This window comes from Nocardia sp. NBC_00416, from assembly GCF_036032445.1.
GTDB lineage: Bacteria > Actinomycetota > Actinomycetes > Mycobacteriales > Mycobacteriaceae > Nocardia.
In genome coordinates this window covers 2,062,149-2,076,485 of the sequence record NZ_CP107932.1, presented here as the reverse complement: position 1 = coordinate 2,076,485, position 14,337 = coordinate 2,062,149, and the positions used below count along the sequence as shown (strand labels likewise).

General features: G+C 67.4%; 16 protein-coding genes. 11 read left to right on the top strand and 5 right to left on the bottom strand.

The genetic code is table 11. The features are described from left to right. The first annotated feature begins 3 nt into the window (after window positions 1–3). Genes OG804_RS08370 through OG804_RS08355 form a run of 4 tightly spaced genes read left to right on the top strand, consistent with a single transcriptional unit; the run spans window position 4 to window position 4,182 of the window. Window positions 4–1,431 carry an NtaA/DmoA family FMN-dependent monooxygenase gene (locus OG804_RS08370; RefSeq protein ID WP_328395587.1) on the top strand — a complete coding sequence of 476 codons (1,428 nt, stop codon included), beginning with the start codon at window positions 4–6 and terminating at the stop codon, window positions 1,429–1,431. 13 nt (window positions 1,432–1,444) lie between these two features. Next, window positions 1,445–2,299: an ABC transporter permease gene (locus tag OG804_RS08365; RefSeq protein ID WP_328395585.1), complete on the top strand. Its 855-nt coding sequence runs from the start codon at window positions 1,445–1,447 to the stop codon at window positions 2,297–2,299. 43 nt (window positions 2,300–2,342) lie between these two features. Further along, the gene (locus OG804_RS08360) at window positions 2,343–3,368 is read left to right on the top strand and encodes an ABC transporter substrate-binding protein (protein ID WP_328395583.1); all 1,026 of its coding nucleotides are present in this window, start codon (window positions 2,343–2,345) and stop codon (window positions 3,366–3,368) included. 46 nt (window positions 3,369–3,414) lie between these two features. Then, window positions 3,415–4,182: an ABC transporter ATP-binding protein gene (locus OG804_RS08355; RefSeq protein ID WP_328395581.1), complete on the top strand. Its 768-nt coding sequence runs from the start codon at window positions 3,415–3,417 to the stop codon at window positions 4,180–4,182. A 102-nt stretch (window positions 4,183–4,284) separates the two neighbouring features. On the opposite strand, the gene OG804_RS08350 is transcribed toward OG804_RS08355, so the two are convergent. Continuing rightward, the gene (locus tag OG804_RS08350; RefSeq protein ID WP_328395579.1) at window positions 4,285–5,022 is read right to left on the bottom strand and encodes an SDR family NAD(P)-dependent oxidoreductase; all 738 of its coding nucleotides are present in this window, start codon (window positions 5,020–5,022) and stop codon (window positions 4,285–4,287) included. 89 nt (window positions 5,023–5,111) lie between these two features. Here OG804_RS08350 and OG804_RS08345 point away from each other — a divergent pair, with 89 nt between their 5' ends. After that, window positions 5,112–5,732: a TetR/AcrR family transcriptional regulator gene (locus OG804_RS08345; protein WP_328395577.1), complete on the top strand. Its 621-nt coding sequence runs from the start codon at window positions 5,112–5,114 to the stop codon at window positions 5,730–5,732. Window positions 5,733–5,750: 18 nt separating this feature from the next. Here OG804_RS08345 and OG804_RS08340 read toward each other — a convergent pair whose 3' ends face one another. The 3 genes from OG804_RS08340 to OG804_RS08330 all read right to left on the bottom strand — a co-directional run bounded on the left by OG804_RS08340 (window position 5,751) and on the right by OG804_RS08330 (window position 8,089). Next, entirely contained in the window at window positions 5,751–6,488 is a 738-nt protein-coding gene (locus tag OG804_RS08340) for a MerR family transcriptional regulator (RefSeq protein ID WP_328395575.1), read from the bottom strand. Between the two features lie 37 nt (window positions 6,489–6,525). Further along, complete coding sequence (locus OG804_RS08335; RefSeq protein WP_328395572.1) at window positions 6,526–7,422, bottom strand: alpha/beta fold hydrolase; 897 nt, start codon at window positions 7,420–7,422, stop codon at window positions 6,526–6,528. A gap of 106 nt (window positions 7,423–7,528) precedes the next feature. After that, window positions 7,529–8,089 carry a hypothetical protein gene (locus OG804_RS08330; protein ID WP_328395570.1) on the bottom strand — a complete coding sequence of 187 codons (561 nt, stop codon included), beginning with the start codon at window positions 8,087–8,089 and terminating at the stop codon, window positions 7,529–7,531. Between the two features lie 631 nt (window positions 8,090–8,720). Between OG804_RS08330 and OG804_RS08325 the strand changes: the two genes are divergently transcribed. From OG804_RS08325 to OG804_RS08315, 3 genes are all read left to right on the top strand, one after another. Then, window positions 8,721–9,002: a hypothetical protein gene (locus OG804_RS08325; protein ID WP_328395568.1), complete on the top strand. Its 282-nt coding sequence runs from the start codon at window positions 8,721–8,723 to the stop codon at window positions 9,000–9,002. Between the two features lie 186 nt (window positions 9,003–9,188). Continuing rightward, complete coding sequence (locus tag OG804_RS08320) at window positions 9,189–9,485, top strand: hypothetical protein (RefSeq protein WP_328395566.1); 297 nt, start codon at window positions 9,189–9,191, stop codon at window positions 9,483–9,485. A gap of 9 nt (window positions 9,486–9,494) precedes the next feature. Beyond that, complete coding sequence (locus tag OG804_RS08315) at window positions 9,495–9,749, top strand: hypothetical protein (RefSeq protein WP_328395564.1); 255 nt, start codon at window positions 9,495–9,497, stop codon at window positions 9,747–9,749. Window positions 9,750–9,926: 177 nt separating this feature from the next. On the opposite strand, the gene OG804_RS08310 is transcribed toward OG804_RS08315, so the two are convergent. After that, window positions 9,927–11,093: a lipase family protein gene (locus OG804_RS08310; RefSeq protein ID WP_442941863.1), complete on the bottom strand. Its 1,167-nt coding sequence runs from the start codon at window positions 11,091–11,093 to the stop codon at window positions 9,927–9,929. Window positions 11,094–11,663: 570 nt separating this feature from the next. On the opposite strand from OG804_RS08310, the gene OG804_RS08305 reads away from it, so the two are divergent. The 3 genes from OG804_RS08305 to OG804_RS08295 all read left to right on the top strand — a co-directional run bounded on the left by OG804_RS08305 (window position 11,664) and on the right by OG804_RS08295 (window position 14,279). Beyond that, window positions 11,664–12,008 (top strand): hypothetical protein, encoded by a 345-nt coding sequence (locus tag OG804_RS08305; protein ID WP_328395562.1) that lies wholly within the window; start codon window positions 11,664–11,666, stop codon window positions 12,006–12,008. A gap of 163 nt (window positions 12,009–12,171) precedes the next feature. Further along, complete coding sequence (locus OG804_RS08300; RefSeq protein ID WP_328395560.1) at window positions 12,172–13,695, top strand: hypothetical protein; 1,524 nt, start codon at window positions 12,172–12,174, stop codon at window positions 13,693–13,695. A 62-nt stretch (window positions 13,696–13,757) separates the two neighbouring features. Further along, a complete protein-coding gene (locus OG804_RS08295; protein WP_328395558.1) occupies window positions 13,758–14,279 on the top strand; it encodes a YbaB/EbfC family nucleoid-associated protein in 522 nt (173 codons plus the stop codon). The last annotated feature ends 58 nt before the right edge of the window (window positions 14,280–14,337 follow it).

Sequence of the window (14,337 nt, the reverse complement as noted above, 5' to 3'; positions counted from 1 at the left end):
CCCATGTCCGGAAAACAGCGGGAACTGCACCTGGGACTCATGTTCTGGGCCACGGGCACCCACACGGCGGGCTGGCGATACCCGGGAGCCAGATCGGACGGCGCCTTCGATATCGGGTTCATACAGGAAGTCACCCGGCTGGTCGAGGACGCGAAGTTCGATTTCCTGTTCCTCGGCGACCGGCTCGCCACCGACCCGGCGCTGGCCAAGACGAATCCGGCGCAGATGTCGCGGATGGAGCCGTTCACCGTCGCGTCGGCGATCGCGGCAGCGACCTCGCATATCGGGATCGCGGTGACCGCCAACCCCACCTACTACGATCCGTACACGGTCGCGCGGCTGACCGCCTCCCTGGACCATCTCAGCGGCGGGCGCGCGGCATGGAATCTGGTGACCGGCGCCGACGGCGCCGCGGCGTACAACTTCAGCCGCGACGGGCACTGGGATACCGAGAAACGCTACGACTGGGCCGATGAGTTCGTCGAGGTCGTCCGGGATCTGTGGGACAGCTGGGAGGACGACGCGTTCACCCGGGACAAGTCCGGCGGACGCTATATCGACGAGTCGAAACTGCACACCATCGACCATGTCGGAGAACACTTCTCGGTGAAGGGGCCGCTGAACGTGGCGCGGCCGCCGCAGGGCCAGGTCGTGCTGCTGCACGCGGGCACCTCCGATCGTTCGCGGGAACTGGGCGCGCGGGAAGCCGATGTCATCTTCGCGGGTCAGCCGGACCTCGAATCGGCCAGGGAGTACTACGCCGATGTGAAGTCGCGGGCGGCGCGGTACGGCCGCGGCCCCGACGAGATCCAGATCCTGCCCGGCCTGAGTGTGGTCGTGGCGCCCACCACCGCGGCGGCCGTACAGGTCTATGACCGCCTCAACGCGCTGGTCCCGCTGGATCCGGAACACGAAACCGTGGACTCGGTGCGGTTCGGGGGGCTCGGCCAGGGGTTGAAACGCAATCTCGCCTCGGTATCGCAGGTGCTCGGTGTAGACGTCACCGATCGGACGATCCACGATCCGGTCGCGCAGGAGGTGTTCGACGGGTCCGGCGACGCGGGACGGAAAGTGTTCGCGGGCATCACCGCGACCACGCGGCGAACCGTCGCGGGCCCGGAACCGATCACCTATTTCGACCTGATCAACGGCATCACTGTCGGATCCCGGACCGTGGTCGGTGACCCGATCGAGATCGCCGACCATATCCAGCTCTGGTTCGAGCAGGACGCGGCCGACGGCTTCAATATCTTCCCCGATTTCGTGCCCGGTTCGGTGCGGGCCTTCACCGAGCTGGTGGTTCCCGAACTCCAGCGCCGCGGCCTCTTCCGCATCGACTACGACGGCACCACCTTCCGCGACCATCTGCGGCTCGGGCGGCCCGGCAACCGTCATCGCGGCCCGGGTCCGGCTCTGACAGAACCGAACTGAAAGGACCATCACGGTGGCTCTCGATCAAGCCGAGGCACTGGCCGGCCCGACGGCCGCAGCGCCGCCCCGGACGCCGGCGCGGACCGGGCGGTTGCGGTCCGCGGTCGCACCGCGCAACCTGGCCGTCGTGGGCGGCCAACTGGCCGTGGTGATCGCCGCGCTGTCGATCCTGCAGTGGCTCGTCGACTCCGGCCGGGTGGGCGCGATCTATCTGGCCTCACCGACCCAGGTCCTGGCGGTGTTTCCGCGGCTGATCACCGAGGAACATCTTTTCGGCAATCTGCTGATCACCCTCTACGAGGCGGCTGTCGGTACGTTGCTCGCCTTCGTGTTCGGCGTGGCGACCGGAATCTATATGGGGCTGTCGCATACCGCCGAACGTTTCCTCAACCCGTTCGTCGGCGCCACCATGGCCGTCCCGAAGGTCACGATCATCCCACTGCTCACGCTCTATCTGGGCGTCGGCGTCAACCACAAGATCGTGATCGTCTTCCTGTTCGGCTATTTCATGTTCGTCTTCAACACCATCGCCGGTATCAAGCAGGTGCAGGAGAGCCATCTGAAGGTCGCCCGCGCGAACGGGGCGTCCCGGTGGCAGACGATCGTGAAGGTGATCCTGCCGTCCGCGTCGCCGAGTATCGTCGCCGCGCTGCGGATAGAGGCCGGCACCGCGCTGGTCGCGGCGTTGTTCGCGGAGATCATCGCCTCCAAGGCCGGGCTCGGCAACATGCTCAACCGTGCCATCGGCGTCTACGACACCGCGACGCTGTTCGCCTTGGTCCTGTCCATCACGGTGTTCTCGGTTCTCATCATCGCGGGGGTGAACCTTCTGGAGAAGAAGGTGCTGCTCCGCTGGAAATACGCCTGACACCCGGCTCCCCTCGATCACCCATCCCGAAGGAACGACTGTCTTGAAGAAGAGATCATTCGCCGTATTGGCCGGCGCGCTGGCCCTGGTACTGGCGGCGACCGGCTGCTCGGGCACCGTCGAGTCCCTCGCGGGCGACGGCGGCTCCTCCGGCGACGGCCGCACTACCCTCACACTGCAGGACAGCACGTCCTATACCCAGCTCCCGATCCGGTTCGGGGTCGAGAAGGGCTTCTTCGACGAAGAAGGTCTCGACGTGAAGTTCACCCAGGTCCAGGACGCGGTCACCGGTGTCGCGACCGGGGAGCTGACATTCGCGTTCGGACCCACCAGCAATTATCTGCGCGCGGCCGAGAAAGGTGCGCCGATCAAGATCATCAGCTCGGCCTTCCGGAGCAAGGGACCGTTCTTCCTGATCGCGCGGCCCGGTATCCGCTCCTTCGCCGATCTGCGCGGCAAGACCGTGGGAATCGCGACAGCCGGCAGCAGTATGGAGACCTACACGCGCAAGATCCTCAGCGCCAACGGGGTGAACCCCGACGATGTCAGCTTCATCGCCAACGGGGTGAACGAGCAGGCCTACGGTTCCCTCACCAGCGGACAGGTGGACGCGACGATCATCCACCAGCCGTTCCCGGCCCTCGGCGAACTGGACGGAAAATCGGTGACCCTGGCCCGCGGCTGGGACTATCTGCCGACCTACCACACCGGTGTGCTCATCGCCGGAAACGACGTGATCGACAACGATCCGGACCTGCTGCGCCGCAGTCTGCGGGCCTACTTCAAGGCCTACACCTACGCCAAGGAGCATTACGACGAGTACCTGCCCTGGCTGAAATCGAAGCTGTCCACCATCGACCCCGCGGCAGTGGAACTGGCGCTGCGGCAGGAAGACGATATCTGGGACAACAACCCGGCGGTCGACCCGGTGGCGATCCAGGACACCCAGGACGTCGAAATCGAGTTCGGTCTGCAGGATTCGCGATACGAGGCCGGCAAATACATCGATACGCAGTTCATCCCGCAGGAGTACGTGAAGGAATTCACCTATCCGCGGCCGGCGCGCTGACCCCGCCGCAGCGCGACAGCAACGACACGATCAGCGAGGTATGTCCGTGGCAACCTTCGAAGTCCGAGGTCTGGGCAAAGAATTCCGCACCGATCCGCCCGTGCGAGCGCTCGACGATATCGACCTGACCATCGAGGAAGGCGAGTTCGTCGTACTGCTGGGTCCCAGCGGATGCGGGAAGAGCACCCTGCTCGACATCCTGTCGGGACTGCAGGACAAGACCGAGGGGGAGGTGCTGTTCGAGGGTGCGCCGGTCGCCGGGACGAACAGCAGTATCGGTGTGGTCTTCCAGGATGCCTCGCTGTACCCATGGCGCACCGTGGCCCGCAATGTGGAGATCGGGCTGGAATTCCGGGGGGTGCCGAAAGCCGAGCGCCGGGCGGCCGCCGCCGAGTATCTCGCCCAGGTCGGTCTGGCCGGTTTCGAACGGAAGTACCCCCATCAGCTGTCCGGCGGCATGCGCCAGCGCGCGGGAATCGCGCGGACGCTGGCCACCGAACCGGCCGTCCTGCTCATGGACGAACCGTTCGGCGCGGTCGACCACCTCACCCGGATCCAGCTGCAGCGGGATCTGCTGGCGCTGTGGGAGAGCCGTCGCCGGACGGTCGTCTTCGTCACCCACGACGTGGGCGAGGCGGTCTACCTGGCCGACCGGGTGATCCTGCTGTCGCCGCGCCCGGGCCGGGTGTTCCGCGAATTCACGATCGATGTGCCCCGGCCCCGGCGCAAGGGAGATCTCGACCTGCTCGCGCTGGAGAGCGAGATCTATGGGGCGCTCGGCCGGATGGAGGACGAGGCGGCGGCGCGGCTGTGACGGTCGGGGTATCGCCGCGTCGCATCAGGGCCTCGTACTCGCGGCGCTGACAGACGTGACGGCCGGAATCCGCGGGTTCGGTGCGGGGCCGGACTGAGTCGCCTATGCGTTCGCGCCTCCGTCGACGGTGATCGCCGAACCCGTGACGAAACTTCCGCCCTCGCCCGCGAGATAGGAGACCGCGGCCGCGATCTCGTCGGCCGCCGCGTACCGGCCCAGCGCCGTGATCGCCCGCTGGCCGTCCGAGCTCGCGCTGTCGGCCGGGTTCATCTCGGTATCGGTCGAGCCCGGGTGCACCACGTTCACCGTGATACCGCGCGGACCCAGGTCGCGGGCCAGGCCCTTGGAGAAGCCGACGAGCGCGGCCTTGGTCATCGAGTACAGGCTCAGGCCCGGCCGGGTGGCGCGTTCGGCCAGGTTGCTGCCGATAGTGATGATCCGGCCGCCGTCGGGCAGGTGCGGACTCGCCGCCTTGGCCCCCGCGAAGGCGGCCCGCAGGTGCAGGGACACGGTCTCGTCGAACTGTTCCAGGGTGAGTTCGTCGATGGTGCCGTACGGGAATATGCCGGCGTTGTTGACCAGGATGTCCAGTCGGCCGAATTCGGCGACGGTCCGTTCCACGGCAGTGGGCACGGCGTCGGCGTCGGCGGCGGGCGCGCGCACGGCCAGTGCGCGCCGGCCGGTGTCGCGGATCTTCGCGGCCACCTGTTCGGCCCGGTCGGCCGAGGCGTTGTAGGTCAGCGCGATATCCGCGCCGTCGGCCGCCAGCCGCTGCGCGATCGCCGCGCCGATTCCGCGCCCCCCGCCCGTAACCAGTGCGACCTTACCTTCAATACCCATCTCATCTCCCATTATTTCTGCAGTGATCGGTGCGGAAATCCTATCCTCGGATACTATGGGGCTGTCAACAGCGCAGCGTGGAGGTGGTTATGCCGGGTCCGGGACGGCCCCGTGGGTTCGATCGGGACGAGGCCCTGCGCACCGCCATGCACCTGTTCTGGGAACACGGCTACGAAGGCGTGTCCATCAGCGAGCTGACCGCGGCCATGGGTATCGGCGCGCGCAGCCTCTACACCGCCTTCGGTTCGAAGGAAGAACTGTTCCGCGAGGCGGTCGCCCTCTATGCCGGTGAGACCCCTGGTTCGCTGGACGAGCCCCGGACCGCGCGGGAGGCGATCGAGCTGATGCTGCGCGAGCGGACCGCCGCGAACCTGGATCCGGCGACACCGCTCGGCTGCATGGTGGTGCTGGCGGCGGCCAACGCGACTCCGGAGAACGAGCACGTGCGCACACTCCTGGCCGAGCGCCGGCAGCACGACCGCGGCGCGGTACTGGCCCGATTGCGCCGCGGCGTGGCCGAGGGCGATGTCCCGGCCGGCGCCGACGTCGAGGCCGCGGCCTCCTTCTACCTGACCGTGATGCACGGATTGGCGATTCGGGCCCGGGACGGTTGTACGCCCGCGGACGCGGCGCGGGTCATCGATGCGGCGATGAGCGCCTGGGAAGGCCTGACGGCCGGGTCGTCGAACCGCTCGGCGACACCCGCGTGAATCGGGGGAAGGCCCGGCTCAGCCGCCGCCCTCGGCGGTCCGGCGCCGCGCGGCGCGGTGAGCGAGCACCTCGAGGATGCGTTGCCAGGCCGGTGCGGCCTCGGAGATCCGGTCGGCGACCAGCTTCAGATGCCCGGATGCGCTGCCGTCTCGTTCATATCGGATCTCCCAGGCGTCCAGGTCGTCGATGAGCTGATCCAAGCGTGGATCCTGGGGATCCCAGTCGAACGATCGATCACAGGCGAGGTACAGGCGCGTCGTCTCGGGATCGTCGAAGGCGGCGTTCTTCTCCCGCACCCGCTGTGGCACGGCGTGCGGGTCGAGCGCCCGCAGCAGGATCCACGAATCGCGTTCGAGCCGCACCCGCCGCTCGCTGACGCCGAGACCACGCATCCGATTCAGGACGGCGACCACCTCGGGAGGCAGCACGAGCCTTTCGCCGCCGGCCAGTTCGGTGATCCGGCGGCGGTACACGGTGAGCTGGTCGATCTTGCGCTGCAGCTCGGCGTCGATATCGGTGATGGCCGAGGCGAATTCGGCCGGCTGCGCGTGCAGCAGCGCGTCGACACGGGCCAGCGGGACACCGGCATCGGCCAGGGTTCTGATCCGGATGAGATCCACCGCCGCCTGCGCACCGTAGCGGCGGTAGCCGGACGCATCGCGCTCCGGCTCGGGCAGGAGACCCACGTGGTGGTAGTGGCGCACGGTGCGCACGGTCACGCCGGCGGTCGCCGCGAGCTGGCTGATCGTGAGCACCGTTCACCTCCGTTCGTCCGGACCGGCCGTGCCGAGTCTAAGGGCGACCCGCCCGGGCGACGACGTCACGGATCGCCCGGACCACGGCGTCGGGTCGGTCGAAGCAGAGGCGGTGGTGCAGGGTGTCGGAGAGGACGCGCTGTTCCCCGTGCGAGAGCCGGCTCACCAGGGCCGCGTCCATTCTCGTCTTGGCGTTGTTCATTTCGTGCGATGTCTGCTGGGTGGGATCGTCACCCACCACGGTGAGCGCCACCAACGGGACGTCGGGAATGTTCGGGCCGGCACGCAGTTCGGCGGCCAGTTCGGTCAGCCCGGTGCGCTCGGCGATCCCCGCGCGCATCCACTCAGTGCTGATCCGGGCATCGATCAACGGAGATCGCACGTCCTCCGGGTAGTCCGCGTACAACTGCGCGTGCATCGCGCGCCGAGCCGGACGCGTGCGTTCGAGCTGCTCCAGGTCCGGCCCCAGCCGCTCGGCCGCGGCCAGACTCAGCGCGGGCGGCATGAAGTCGTCCCAGTCGCGGTGTAAGCCGTCCAGCCAGACCAGTCCCGCGACATCCCGCGGGTACAGCTGTGCGAACCGATGCGCGTAGAAGGCGCCGAGCGAGTGTGCCGCGAGAACGTAAGGACCGGCGATGTGCTGGGCGCGCAGCAGGTCACGCAGTTCCGCGGCCACTGCCGCGGCAGTGCGCGGCAGTGGCAGGCCCTCGCTGTAGCCCGTGCCGCCGCGGTCATAGATCACGGCCGTGGTGAATCGCGAAACGTGCTGCTGAACAACGAAGTAATCCAGTCCGACCGCGCTCGCGCCCGGTAGGAACACCACGGCCGGTCCGCCGCCGCCCGACCGATGCACGAATATGCGCCGGCCGTCGATTTCCTGGAACTTTCCGACCGGCGGCGCGAGCCGAGCGGAAGAGGTGCTGTTGTTCGTCATTGGGCAAGGCTGCAACCTTGACGTAGCGTCAAGGTCAAGCCCAGCTGTCCGGTCGAACCTGCCGCCGACACCTACCTCGTCACGTCCGCGCGGATATCGAAGAAGCTCAGCGGCTGGCGTAGACGACGAGAAGATCGCGCATGGCGCGGATCTCGCGATTGGCCTCGGTCAGTGCTGTACGCAGCCGGTGGTTCTCGTCGAGGAGATCGTCGAGGTCGGATTCCGCCGGGGCGTCCGCGGTGCGCACGTGCACCAACTCGGCGGCGGGCTCGTCGACCGGGGGGAGCGGATGGATCCCGTCACCCACGACCTCGCTGCCGTCGGTGACGGTGTCGGGCGCCGGAGCCGGTTCCACCTGGGCATCGGCTTCGGGCGAGGAGATGTCCGCATCGGCCTCGAGCACGTCGACCGTCGCGGCCGGAGTTTCGGTGACGACGATACGAGGCTTGCGCCGTCGTTTCACCGGCGCGGCGGGGCTGATTTCCGCGGCGCCATCGGAAAGTCCGGCGGCCCGCACCCAGTTGGCCAGTGTATTCGTAGCGGGGACACCGCCTTCACCCTCCGAAACCAGAGTGCACGCCGCGTTAACTGTTTTACCTTGGGCGAGCAATTTTTTCACCCGGTTGACGAGTTTCGTCCGGTCCCTTTTCGAGTAACGCGTTGCCATTCGTTCTATTCCTCCTGCGTGCCGGGCGTACGCCGGAAATTGAACCATTATGCGGTGGTTCCGGTTTCTCCGGGTGTGGGGAGTGCTCAGGCGAAATGAGCCGACGGCCGGGGCGGACCACGCCACTCGGTTCCGATTGCTCTGCACGCCAATGGGTTCGGTGGACCGGGTATCGGCCCAATCGATTCGCCGGCCCGAGCCGCCCACCGCTGGAGCGCGATGAATTCGTTCGCATGGGGACCGTCGGGCGGACAGCGCCTTGTCCGGTCCCGGGAACAGGGAGCGGTGCCGAGCCGGCGCGCGACCGGTGGCCGCGCGCCGGCCGGCGACAGACCTCGAACCGACTCGGGATCGGCCGGGCGAAACGCCCGATATCGCGGCGCGCGGCCCGGGCGCCGGCCGGTCTCGTCTTGGCAACAGTCGCGGGGGCTGTGCGACGCGGCTGTTAGGTTGGGATCGCTTTCCGTCGGGATGCCGTTCCGCGACCGCTCGCACGCAACGAGAGGCGGAGAATGCAGATCTCGGCCAGCGCACCGCGTTGTTCGGTGAGAGTCACCCGCGCGTCCGGCGAACATCACCGGTGGCCGGACCTGCCGGTCTCCGGTGCGAGAACCGCCTGGGCGGAGCGGCGATGATCAGCCGCCGCCGCTACCGGGACAGCCTGCGCAGTATGGCCCCGGAAACCTATTTCCTACTGCTGACCGCCGACCGTGCCGATCTGCTCGACCGGATTTCGGCGCGCGGTGACCATTTCATGCCGGCGTCGCTGCTCGATTCCCAGCTCGCCGCGCTCGAGCCGCTGCAACCGGGGGAGTCGGGTACAGAGCTACCCAGTGGGCGCGGTCCGGACCACACTGTCGAGGTGGCCGCCGCGCGCTTGCTGGGCCACCTCGCCGCGGGAGGCGGTGAGTGAACCGGGCGTGTAGCGGGTGGTCGGTCCAGCAATACCGATCCGCAATACTTCCGATTTCCGGCGACCGGTGACATCGAGGTCGTGCCCACTGATAATGGTGGTGCGGGATCGGTCCGGACTGTCGACCACGCGCCCCGCCCGTGGACCACGAGGATATCGGCGAGAGCATGATTCCAGGGAGGTCTGATGGCTCAGGTTGTGCCCCTGAACTGGGTCGGCTCGTTCTGCAATTTCGGCGGTCCGCTGGCGTCGGGAGAAACCGATTACTGGTGGGCTGCCGGCGGCGATTGGGGCAGGGACAACCGGGCCTATCTGTTCACCGCCTTTTGTGACGGATCCGTTGCCGCCGAGATCGTGGTGCGCAATATCGGGCACTATCGAAGCGGTCACGACGAGACTCGTTTCGAGATCCACAACAGCGGCTCCTCACAGCCGGTCTACTACTACTTCTACATAGCCTGGTCGAGTCCGATCGAAATCTGAGGGGGTCGTATGCGGGTGCAGGTCGAGTACGACGACTGCGGTCGGATCACCGCGATATCGGGTGCGGTCACCGTCGAACACGCGGGCGGCGATATCGGACGTTCCGCCCGCTTCGTGACGCCGGGACACCACATCCTGGACGTGGATACCGACGAAATGGCCGACGAGAAGGATCTCGCGGGATTACGACGGCTGGTCACCGAATACTCGATCATCGGATATCCTGACCGCCCGCGGCTGGCGCAACGAGGGAACGACGGATAACGGCGAACGCCACCCGCCGGTATCCCGAAGGCTGACTCCGCTACCGCCGCACGGGCCGGGCCTGTCCATCGGCTGGATCCGGCGCGCGAAGGCGACGGGAGCGCCGGCATTCCGGCCGGTCGGCCGACTGCGCACAGCCGACCGGCCCGGACGCGGGCGTGACAGCGGAGCCGCCGCTCAGCAGCTCTTGGGCACCGGTTCGCCGCGGAACCGGGCTTCCACGAAGTTCCAGGCGTCGGCGAATCCCGCGGCCGCCGCGGTCATGTGTTCGGCGATGTCATAGGTGGTGAGCTTCACCGGTGCGCCCGCGCGGCAGTACCGATCGGCGAACTCGGCGACCCCGTCATAGGGGGTGAGGGTGTCGAAGCGCCCCTGCCACAGATAGGTCGGCGCCGTCGGCACGCCCTCGAAATAGCGCAGGCTGTTCTCGCGCAGCACCTGGTGTGCTTCGGGGCTGTTCATCAGATTCTTCGACGCAGCCATCTGCTCAGCACTGCGGAAGGCGCCGTGGAACAACAGGAACCGGCGGCACGCGTCATGGGTGAACTCCCGGAACCACAGCCCGTTCTCGTTGAGCTGATCCGAGATCGGCAGCCGTTTCGGATACTCCCGCTCCAGCCCCATGGCCGCGGCGAAGGCGAGGCCGAAACCCGGATGCGGCGCGAAACCGAGACCCAGTGCCATTTGCTCCAGATCGGCCGGGATACCTCCCGCGACCACCCCGGCGATCTTCAGATCCGGTGCGTAGGAGGGGTGGAGCGCCGCGGCCCATCCGGTGGCCAGACCGCCACCGGAATAACCGGCGAGGGCGACCGGTGAGTCGGCTAGGCCCAGCTCGGTGACCCGCTGCACGGCGCGCACGCTGTCGAGAGTGACCATGCCGCTGAGCCGTCCGGCGGCATAGGCGACGTTGGGCCCGAGGTAGTCGGGCACCGAGATGGCCCAGCCGCGCCCGATCGGCAGCATGGCGCCCACCGCGTCCTGCAGTTCGCCGTTGAACAGCGACCGCGACGGGTTGCACCGGGTGCCGAGCGAATTGATCAGCGCCTGGTACGAGACCAGGGGCGGCTTGGCGACGCCGACCGGAAGCAGCACCGTCGTCATGCCCATGATCGGATCGCCCGCGGAATTGGTGGACCGGAAGGCCACCTGCCAGCCCTCGGTGCCCACGTACACACCGGTGTCGATCTTGCGGGTGCGGACCACATCGCCCGGCTCCAGCGCGGACAGATCGGGGGGTGCGGTGTAGAAGGGGTCCGGATCCGGTTGGGGATAGAGCGGTTCGGCGTCGGCGCCGCCGCCGAGGATCCCGACCGAGACGAGGGTCAGCAGCAGGACCAGGATACGGGTGGAAACTCTGGACACGATCTTCTTTCGGACAGCGGGAATCGACCGGCGGTGCGGCCCGGCATTTGTGATGCCGCGACGGCCGTCGCCGTGGAGGTCAGGTGCGCGGCGGGGCAGCGAACGACGTCGGTCGCTGTCACAGGTGACCGCGGCGACGGTCCGCGAACGGCGGTTCGTCGCTCGAACGAACTGTCCGCGTTGGCTTGTGACCGCGCCGGAGTTCAACTCGATGAGCAACAATACGACGGCCGGCGGCAACAGGGACGATCTTGTTCGGGTGGGACGGCGGATTCTGCGCGAGGTCATAACGAACGGCCGGTACGCCTGGAGCGATCACAGAACTCCGGTACTTGATTCGACTCGTGCGCCGTGCGCTACCGAATGTGTGGGCCGCGTGTGCGGGCGGCGAACGAGCGCTGGGGATGTGCGTTCGTCGCATTGTGGACAGCTGATCCGCGGCCACGGAGCGCCAAGTAGTATGCCGCGCTCACTGCCGCGGAGCTTCCCAATGTTGGGGATCAAACGATGAGGTGTCGTGAAAAAATTGCGGCGAGCCAGGACGAACGGATGAGGACCACCATGCCGAAGAAAGTCGAAGTCGACCCCGATGGACTGCGTCGCGCGGCGGAGTTGCTGAGCGACCTACGCGACGACTTCGAGGCCATATCCGCAAAAGCCACCGGGGTGGTGGGCAATATGAGCAAAGCATGTGGCACCGATCATTTCGGGCACAAATTCACCGACGGCAAAGACGGGTTCAAGGCCAAGTGCACGTCGGCCGGCAAGAATCTCGCCGCGCTGTCGGAATCCTTCGATCAGTACACTTCCGGCGTGGGTGACAGCCGCGGCGCGGCCGAGGCGATGGACGGATCCGAAGACATCTCCAGCGAGAACCTGCGGCGCGCGGTCTGACCGGCCGTGGCGATGAAGAATTCCGATACGGCAGTATGAGCTGAGGAGACCGTCCTAGAACCTGCTCGCGTCCCCGCTGGGCTTCCCATTCTTGGGAGAGGTCGGGGCGGGGACCGTGCCAGTATATAGGGGTAGACACGATGACGATCGGCGGAAGCGGACTGTGAGCGACCAGAACAACGGAAACCCGGGCGAAGACAAGAAGAAGGACGAGACGCCCGACTTGGGTTTCAGTCTGTCGGGCGACTCCGACGGAACCGCCGAGCCGGCCGGGTCGGACGAGGCCGCCGAGGAATCGGTAGCCGAGAGCCGGGACCGGGTGCTGGCGCGGCAGATCGCCGACGCGCTCGGCACGGCCGGTCCGTCCGGATGGACGCAGCTGGACGCGGTGTTCGTGCTCACCACCACCGCCGGGGTCGCCGAGGTCGTCTACGTCGACAGTGAGCGTTCGATGCGGACCGAGCCGCCCGCGCCCGTCCTGGAGCAGGTGCGCGAGCATCGGGCGCTGGTCGCAGAGCTGGACGGCGAGCCGTGGTGGCGGCTGCTGGTGCGGTTGAGCGCCGAAGGCGAATTCGAGGTCGATTACGACTTCGGTGACGAACCGTTCCCCGAAGGGCAGTTGTTCGACCCGGAGGCCTACCGGACCGATCTGACGGAATATCCGCGCGAGACGCTGCCGGTCTGGCTGGCGGCGTACATCGGTCACGGCAACCGGCAGACCCGTTCGCCGCAGGAAGCCGCCGCCGCGGCCCGCGCGGACAAGGCCGCCAAGGTGTGGCCGGTGCTGGCGGAGAACGAGTTCCCGGATTTCCCGGAGATGTGGGCACGCTGGGCGTGCATCGGCGCGGCGTTCGTGGCCGCCCGCTCCGACTGGGGGCCGCGGGTACTGCCGTCGATGGGCTGGTTCGAGAGCTCGCGGCGCGGTGGCGCCACCCTGTATTCGCTGCCGAACGGCCGGGCGGTGCTCTCCGGTGGGGTGTGGGAGTCCCCGAACCTGGACGCCACCTACAACGACGGCGCCGCGATGCCCAAGTTCTATGCGGGTGCGCCGGATTGGGTTGCCAACCCGGTGCTGAACCCGCGTGCGGCGACCGGACTGCTGTCGTTCGCCTACTGGTGGGAGGGCGGTCGCTGGTACCGGGGTGAGTCCCCGGCCGCGGAGGCCTGCGCCACCGCCGTGCCCGGTGTGTGGACCGCGAACACCGTGGTCGGCATCATCGCGGGCTTGGCCGCGCAGCCGCCGAGCGCCGAACAGCGTTCGGCCGCAGCGGCTCTGGTGTCGGCCGCCGAGGTCGGTGTGGTCACCCGGGAGACTGTGGCGAACCTGTTCGACGAAGACCGATTCGATGTCGACGGCGCGATGTACCAGCTGGCGCTGGCCGGTGTGGTCGCGTCGCTGCCTGAGCAGATGCCCGAGGACGAGGCCATTTTCCGGGTGCGCGGCTACATCGAGGGGCGCGGTCTGGACACCACCGGATACCCGTTGGATCAGCTCGCCGCCGACCGGTTCAGCTGCGGCTGGATGGTCTATGTGCCGGTGCCGCGTGGCGAGATCGCGATCGGCCGGGCCATCTTCTATATCGCCGACGACGGCGTGCTGGAGCATTCGTCCTCGTCGATCGCCCCGACCACCTTCGTGAAGAGCTTCGAGCAGCGCTTCCAGGAACGGCAAGGGGCGCAGGCGTGACGATATCGCCGGCCTGGGCGGGCCGGCTGTCCGGCGCGAGCAATCGGCGGACGGTCTGACTCATGTCTTCGCAATATTCCGACGCCGCCGCGTCGGCGTTGGAGAGTTTCCAGCAACAGATGAAACTGGTCGCGCAGCTGCAACAGCAGCGCGCCAGGCTGACCGCGACCGCATCGGCGCGGGATAAAAAGGTCACCGTCACGGTGAACGCCAACAGCGCGGTCATCGAGACCGTATTCGCCGACGATATCGACGAATTGAGCTACACCGAGATCGCCGCGGCGGTGACCGAGGCCGCGCAGAAGGCGGCCGAGGAAGTGACCCGCCGGGCCCATGAGTTGGCGCAGCCGCTGATGGCCGCGCGGGCCGATCGACCGAAACTGTCGGATGTGCTCGAGGGCATTCCCGAATTCCAGATGCCCGAAGAGCCGGAAGTACCCACTGCCGCACCGGGTTCGGAAGAACGTGAGGCCTTCGATGCCGCGGAGGACGAACCCGAGCTGAAGTTCACCGACGTCGAGTACGTCGACCATCGCCGTGATTCCTCCGGCCGAGGTCCCGAGGTGTCCGATTCCAGTTGGTGACCTTGCGATGGCTCGCCGTGATCGGTGAACAGTCGTGGAGCCGGGTCATCCCGGGTTC